Source organism: Deltaproteobacteria bacterium PRO3, from assembly GCA_030263375.1.
Lineage (GTDB): Bacteria > UBA10199 > UBA10199 > DSSB01 > DSSB01 > DSSB01.
This window is the reverse complement of the sequence record SZOV01000136.1, coordinates 1-6,367: the sequence shown is the minus strand read 5'-3', so window position 1 is coordinate 6,367 and position 6,367 is coordinate 1. Positions and strand designations below refer to the sequence as shown.

Here is a 6,367-nt window from a genome sequence, read left to right as displayed (position 1 = left end):
ATGCGCGTCTTGAGCAGCCGCACGCCGCAATTGATGTCGTAGCCGACGCCGCCCGGCGAGACCACGCCCTCCTCCGCGTCGAAGGCGGCGACGCCGCCGATAGGAAAGCCGTAGCCCCAATGGATGTCGGGCATCGCGAAGGAGTTTCCGACGATGCCCGGGAGCGTCGCCACGTTGCGCACCTGCTCGAGGCAGGGGTCGCCCGCCATGCCCCGCATCATCTCGGCGGAGGCGAAGACGATGCCGTCGCAGCGCATCGACCCGCGGCGCGGCAGGCGGTATTCGTAGTCGGTGATACGCTCGTAGTCGCTCATACGTCGAAGATCACGCGGGCGCGGCAGAGCCCGCCCTCCTCCCAGAGCTTGAGACCGTGATAGGTCACGGCCTTCAGCTCGGTCTTGAAATGGTGCCGCCGGCGGTCGAGGGGCTCGCCCCAGGCCTCGCAGGCCAGGACTCCCGGCTCGGGAAAGGCGATGCGGAACTTGGAGAAGACCATCCCCTGGGCGTCCATCCGGTAGAGGATCTCCTCGAGGTGCCGAACCAAGAGGGCCTCGCGAGTCTCCGCCTCCAGCCTCCAGGTCGCGCGCCCCTCCTGCAGGATGCGATCGGGATCGGCCAAGAGCTCGACCAGGGCCAGCGAGGCCTTCTCGAAGAGATCCTCCCAGGAAGCCCCCCAGACCTCCACTCCCAGGTCCCCGGTGTGGTCGAGTTGGCGATAAGATTTCTCCATGGCCTGCAAGTCTACCTTGACTCACCGCGTCCGTCGTCTAAAATTATAAGAGTGGCAGGGCTTTACAAGATCCATTCCATTATGAAATTGCTCTTTAAAATCAATAAGAATCGAGGTCGTTATGAAGGGAAAAGGTCGGATCCGGGTCCAGGAACGCAATGGTCAAGACCACCACGACGCCTACTGGAACAAGGCCCAACCGAAGGACCATTCTTATTGTAAAAAGTGCCACGCCATCTTCCACAACAAGCATTGGTTTTTTGACGAGCCGAAGCTCAAGGCGCTCAAGGCCGACGGCAAGCGGCATGAGGTCGTCTGCCCCGCCTGCCAGAAGATCCAGGACCGCTTTGCCTCCGGCACCGTCCGGCTCAGCGGCGAGTTCCTCAAAGGACACCGCGAGGAGATCCTCAACCTGGTAAAGAACGAGGAACAGCGGGCGATGGGCATGAACCCGCTGGAGCGCATCATCCAGATCTCCAGCCGCGGCCGCGAGATCGAGGTCACCACCACGCACGAGAAGCTCGCCCAGCGCATCGGCAAAAGCCTGCACCGCGCCTTCAGCGGGCAGGTCGATTACCGCTGGTCCCGCGGCGAGAAGATGGCGCGGGTGAACTGGAGTCGGGATTGAGGCGGAATGGACATTAAGACGCTACAACGCTACATCCGCAAAGTGCGCCGCCAGACCGGCAGCACGGTGCAGTATTTCCGCCTCGCCTTCGAGGGCAACAAGATCGAGCGCCTCACCGACTTCAGCTCGCTCAAGCGCCCCGTCCTGCTGTTGCAGGGCTACGGCGGCACCCGCCGCGTCTTCCAGGTGCTTGAGCGGCGGCTGCGCCGCGACGGCTTCAGCGTCTTCAGCCTCAACCTGGGCGGCATCTTCGACACCTTCAACACCAAGCCCATCCCCGAACTCGCCCAGCTGGTCGCCAAGAAGGTCGAGGGACTCTACAAGCGCCACGACATCCGGGAGAAGCTGGTGGTCATCGGCCACAGCAAGGGCGGCCTGATCGGGCGCTGCTACTTGAAGGATTTCGACGGGCATCGCCGGGTGAAGACACTCATCACGATGGGCACGCCGCACAACGGCAACCCCTGGGCCATGCTCGGTCTGCTGACGCCGCTGGCCTTCCTCACCGAGAGCATCCGGCAGATGACGCCGATGTCGCCCTTCATCCGCCGCCTCAACCGTACGCCCTGGCCCGAGGGGGTGAAGATCGTCTCGATCTTCTCGAAGGGCGACACGGTCTGCCCCTATCCCAGCGCGGTGCTGAAGACGCCGAAGGACGGAGTCAAGAACCTCGAGATCCCGGACGTCGGCCACGTCGAGTTTTTGATGAAGAAGCGGGTCTACTGGCTCATTCGGAAGGAGCTTCTCGGGGGTAAAGCTGCTGCAAGGCGCTCACTACCTCGGCGCAAAATACGAAGATCAGGCTCCAGTAGTAGATCCATAGCACAATGACCACCAGGATGGTCATCGAGCCGTAGACGAAGTTGTACCTCTCCAGGGCCCAGCCCATATACCAGCGGAACATCAAGCGCGCGAGCAAGGTCAGGGCGCCGAACAATACGGCGCCGGCGAGCAGCTCTTTGGTGTGCATGTCGCGGTTGGGCACCACGCGCAGCAGCAGGAAGAAGGCGACCACGTGGGCGAAGAAGTAGGCCAGGTTGCCGCGGAACCACTCGAGCGCCGGGCCCAGGCCGTATTCCTGCGGCAGAAGCCCCGTCAATAAATTCACCTGGGCCGGGACGAAGAAGAGCAGCGCGGAGAAGAAGATCAGCCCGATCGACAGCGCGCGGCTGTGCCAGAAGTTGCGCTTCTTCCCGCTCTTCAGCACCTTGTCGAGGATGTGCTCCATGTTGGTGAAGAGGAAGGAGGCGACGAAGAAGAGGAAGGCGATCCCGATCCAGCCGCTGGTCACCTTCTTGTCGACCAGGCCGCGGAGGAAGGCCAAAAAGTCCGGGCCCACCGAGGGGATGGTCGACTCGACCCAGGCGCTGATCTGCTGAAACAGGGCCTCGGACTGGCCGATCACGTGGCCCAAGACCGAGATGACGATGAGGATGAGCGGCGTCGCGCAGAGGATGGTGAAGAAGGCCAGGCCCGCGGAGAGGTTGAAGCCGTCGTCGACGCGGAACTCGTGCACCGCCAGGCGGAACACGCGGTAGGTGTGCCGCGCCAGGCGCGGCAGGCCGATCATTTTTTGCGCAATAGCCATCGGATCGGGGCCCCTTCGAAGTCGAAGTTCTCGCGAAAGACCCGCTCAAGGTAGCGCAAATAGGATTCTTTCACAAGTTTGGGGCGGTTGCAGAACAGGACGAAAGTCGGCGGCGAGTAGCCGGATTGGGTCGCGTAGTAAATCTGGACGTTCTGCCCGGACTGGGTCGGCACCGGCTGCCGGTCGAGAGCCTTCTGGAAGACCCGGTTGAGCGCGCCGGTCCCGACGCGGCGCTGGAAGTTGTCGGCCACCTTGTCGATGAGGTCGAAGAGCGGCTTCATGCCGCGGCGGTGCTTGGCCGAGACCGCGATCACCGGGACGTAGTCGAGCCGCTTGTACTTTTGGAACACCGCCTTCTTGTAATCCTTGATCTTGGTGCCGGCGGGGACCAGGTCCCACTTGTTGAGCACGAGAATCACCCCCCTGCCCCGCTCCTCCGCGTAACCCAACACCTTCGCGTCCTGCGCGGTCACGCCCTCCTTGGCGTCGACCACGCAGAGGATCAAGTTGGACTTTTCGGCCGTCTTCAGGGCCTTCATCACCGAGACCTTCTCCAGCTTGCCCTCGGTCTGGGCCTTGCGCCGGATCCCGGCGGTGTCGACGATCTCGAGGAGGCGGGCGCCGCGCTGCAGGCGGATGTTGAGCGGGTCGCGGGTGGTGCCGGCCTCATGGTGGACCACCGCCCGCTCCTCGCCGAGCATCGCGTTGAGCAAGGTGGACTTGCCGACGTTGGGACGGCCCAGGATGGCGAGCTTGAGGTCGCTCTTCGTCTCCTCGTTGCCGGCAGGGATCGGCAGGATCTGAAGGACCTTGTCGAGCAGGTCGCTGATCCCGCGGGAGGTCTCGGCCGAGACGGCGACGGTGTCGGGGAAGCCCAGCTTGTAGAACTCGGCGACGAGGCGCTCTTGGTCGGCGGAGTCGATCTTGTTCACCGCCAGGATGACGGGCTTGGTCTGTTTGCGCAGGATGCGGGCCAGCGACTCTTCGGCGGGCGTAAGGCCCTGGCGACCGTTGACGACGAAGCAGACCAGGTCGGCCTCCTCGAGGGCGAGCAGGGCCTGCTCCTTGACGTTCTTCTCCAGGCTGTTCTGGGCCGCCTCAGGGACGAAGCCGCCCGTGTCGACGACCGTGAGGTAGCGGCCCTCCCAGTCCGTGACGCCGTACTGCCGGTCGCGGGTGACGCCCGGGATGTCGTCGACGATGGCCTGCTTGCGGCCGATCAGGCGGTTGAACAGGGTCGACTTGCCCACGTTGGGCACGCCGACGATGGCGATCTTGGGGAGCTCCATAGGCTGACGCCTTCACTGAATGAGGAGCTCCCCTTTCGTCAAGGGAATACGCTCAAGGCGTCGGCCGGGCCCGAAGGCGAAGGACGCCGAAAGCCAGGGCCCCCAAGATGAGGCCGAGAGCGGCGAACGGCGAGGCCAGTTCGCCGGGATTAAGCGAACAACCGCCCTGCCCGCCGGCCGCCTCGGCGCCGTCGTCGTCGGCTCCGGCATTGCCGCCATCATCGCCCCCGCCGTCGTCGACGGGGGTGTCCGGAGGAGCGACGACTTGGGTGCTTGCGAAAATATCGTTATCCCCGTTCGTGGAGATATTCTCCCCTAGAGCCGAGACCGAAGCGTTTATTTGCAAGGTGGTTGCGACCTCGGGGGCCTTCACGACCAGCGTCACCGTGATCGGTACCAGTGGGGCCACGATGCCTAACTCACAGGTGATCTTTGTCCCCTGGGCAACCACGAGCGCCTCGCAGGTCCCCACGGCGGATTCGACGGAAACGACGCTCCCCTCGGCGGATACCCCCATGGCGACCGATACGTCGTTACTGGAGTCCTCTCCGATATTCTCGATTAGGAACTCGTAGGCGACCTCTTCTCCGAATTCCACCTCGGCCGGCGGATTGGGAATGGTGATCTTAAGATCGGGCGGAAGGGAGGCCGCCGCCCAAACCTGGCCCGATATCAGAAAATAAAACAAGGCAAACCCAATGGATTGACGCATGGTAGGTACCCCTTCAGAAGGACGATATTTTATGGAGTGCCGGTGAGGAGTGCTTCGAACTAGTGTATCGTGAATAACAGAATAGGAAGTTTCGTCAAATGACAAAAAAAATCGCCCTTCTAAAAATAGAAGGGCGATATCCAAAAGTGGCGGTGCAGGGACTCGAACCCCGGACACGACGGATATGAACCGTCTGCTCTAACCAGCTGAGCTACACCGCCGTCATTCAATTCAAATCATAAACGAGGAGGACCGAATCCTTACGCCCGATCCCCTCGAAGAAGCCTTGGTCCCGCATCCGCACCGCGACCATCAACTTGCGGGCGCCGGGGCCGGAGGTCACTAAATAATCCAATATGCTCCCGTCAACCTTTTTGCTGGACCAGGCCTCCTGCATACCCAGGGGGTCCCACTTCAGCTTGACCATGCGACCGTCCGCGATCACTGGCTTGCGCCCGATGATGTCCTTGAGCAGGGCGTCGTTCTTGGCCACCACCAACTCCGGCACCGGGGCCCCATCCAGGGCCTGCAGACGCACCGGCACGACGTAGTAGTCGGCCACGACCTCGTTGAAGGCGTCCTTCACCTCGACCGGGACGTCGTTCGCCGATCCGCCGTAGCTCTCGCGGCTGCTCCACGCGCCCTTGTACTTTCCACCCTCCTCCTTGAAGAGCTTCAGCTTGCCGGAGGGCGTTAGCCCCGCCAGCACGAAGCCGTCGCCGCTCCCGCCGGGCAGGAAGTCGAAATTATACAGGCCGATCTCGGTCGGGATCGACAGCTTTTCGCCGGGTTCAACTTTGTTGCCGACGATCTTCAATTCGTAGGTCGGGTAGCGCCCCGAATCCCCGCGATAGGGCTGCCCGAGCAGTCGCGCGGCCCCGCCCTGCCGGACCACCCGAAGCTGGTAGGGGATGTCCTCGATCACCGGGCTCAAGCTGCTCCCTTGCAGGCGCAGGATCTTGCTGGCGGCCAGCGAGCCGCGCAGATTGGTCAGAACGATCCAGGGATTGCCGCCGGCGGGGTCCGGCACGAGGATCTGCGCCGGCCGGATGCCGACCACCCTGCCGATCCAGTCGTCGGTCTCGCTCGTGCCGAGGATGGCGGCGATCTGCTCGCCCGACGTCTTCTTCAGCCGCACCGGGCGCTTCAGCTCGCGGAACTTGACGAAGTAGTCGATCTTGGCCTCTCCCAGGCCGGAGGCCCGGTCCGTCTTGTAGTCGATCGCCTCGATGGTCACCGGCACCACCGCCTCGCCGACGAAGGCCAGCAGGTCTTCTGGGTCGAGCGTGAGTCGCGGGAACATGCCTCGCAGGTTCATCCGTTGCCCCTCCCATCGCCGCCCGAGCCGGCGGGCGCAGCGCAGAACGCCAGCTTCCACGCCACCTGTGTTCCGCCATCCAGCCCCGAATCGACGACGCGG

8 protein-coding genes and 1 tRNA gene are annotated in these 6,367 nt (G+C 63.2%); 2 read left to right on the top strand and 7 right to left on the bottom strand.

Annotation, left to right across the window (positions count from 1 at the left end):
* On the bottom strand, nucleotides 1-314 hold a 314-nt coding region (locus tag FBR05_14230; protein ID MDL1873334.1), incomplete at its 3' end, for an RtcB family protein.
* Complete coding sequence (locus tag FBR05_14225; GenBank protein ID MDL1873333.1) at nucleotides 311-730, bottom strand: archease; 420 nt, start codon at nucleotides 728-730, stop codon at nucleotides 311-313. The genes FBR05_14230 and FBR05_14225, both read right to left, overlap by 4 nt.
* 121 nt (nucleotides 731-851) lie before the next feature.
* On the opposite strand from FBR05_14225, the gene FBR05_14220 reads away from it, so the two are divergent.
* Both FBR05_14220 and FBR05_14215 read left to right on the top strand, forming a co-directional pair.
* Nucleotides 852-1,358 carry a hypothetical protein gene (locus tag FBR05_14220; protein ID MDL1873332.1) on the top strand — a complete coding sequence of 169 codons (507 nt, stop codon included), beginning with the start codon at nucleotides 852-854 and terminating at the stop codon, nucleotides 1,356-1,358.
* Between the two features lie 6 nt (nucleotides 1,359-1,364).
* Nucleotides 1,365-2,189: an alpha/beta fold hydrolase gene (locus FBR05_14215; protein MDL1873331.1), complete on the top strand. Its 825-nt coding sequence runs from the start codon at nucleotides 1,365-1,367 to the stop codon at nucleotides 2,187-2,189.
* Here FBR05_14215 and FBR05_14210 read toward each other — a convergent pair.
* From FBR05_14210 to FBR05_14190, 5 genes are all read right to left on the bottom strand, one after another.
* Nucleotides 2,086-2,946, bottom strand: a complete 861-nt coding sequence (locus FBR05_14210) for a YihY/virulence factor BrkB family protein (protein ID MDL1873330.1) — start codon at nucleotides 2,944-2,946, stop codon at nucleotides 2,086-2,088. The genes FBR05_14215 and FBR05_14210 overlap by 104 nt on opposite strands.
* The gene (locus FBR05_14205) at nucleotides 2,925-4,235 is read right to left on the bottom strand and encodes a ribosome biogenesis GTPase Der (GenBank protein MDL1873329.1); all 1,311 of its coding nucleotides are present in this window, start codon (nucleotides 4,233-4,235) and stop codon (nucleotides 2,925-2,927) included. Before FBR05_14205 ends, FBR05_14210 begins: the two co-directional genes overlap by 22 nt.
* A gap of 52 nt (nucleotides 4,236-4,287) precedes the next feature.
* Nucleotides 4,288-4,947, bottom strand: coding sequence for a hypothetical protein (locus tag FBR05_14200; protein MDL1873328.1), 660 nt, complete (start codon nucleotides 4,945-4,947; stop codon nucleotides 4,288-4,290).
* Nucleotides 4,948-5,094: 147 nt separating this feature from the next.
* Nucleotides 5,095-5,168: transfer RNA gene (locus FBR05_14195), tRNA-Met, on the bottom strand.
* Nucleotides 5,169-5,173: 5 nt separating this feature from the next.
* On the bottom strand, nucleotides 5,174-6,325 hold the full coding sequence (locus tag FBR05_14190) for a hypothetical protein (GenBank protein ID MDL1873327.1): 1,152 nt from the start codon (nucleotides 6,323-6,325) through the stop codon (nucleotides 5,174-5,176).
* Between the last annotated feature and the right edge of the window lie 42 nt (nucleotides 6,326-6,367).

Coding starts and splice junctions, on each gene's coding strand:
- FBR05_14225 (MDL1873333.1), bottom strand. CDS start 730: ATGGAGAAATCTTATCGCCAACTCGACCACACCGGGGACCTGGGAGTG.
- FBR05_14220 (MDL1873332.1), top strand. CDS start 852: ATGAAGGGAAAAGGTCGGATCCGGGTCCAGGAACGCAATGGTCAAGAC.
- FBR05_14215 (MDL1873331.1), top strand. CDS start 1,365: ATGGACATTAAGACGCTACAACGCTACATCCGCAAAGTGCGCCGCCAG.
- FBR05_14210 (MDL1873330.1), bottom strand. CDS start 2,946: ATGGCTATTGCGCAAAAAATGATCGGCCTGCCGCGCCTGGCGCGGCAC.
- FBR05_14205 (MDL1873329.1), bottom strand. CDS start 4,235: ATGGAGCTCCCCAAGATCGCCATCGTCGGCGTGCCCAACGTGGGCAAG.
- FBR05_14200 (MDL1873328.1), bottom strand. CDS start 4,947: ATGCGTCAATCCATTGGGTTTGCCTTGTTTTATTTTCTGATATCGGGC.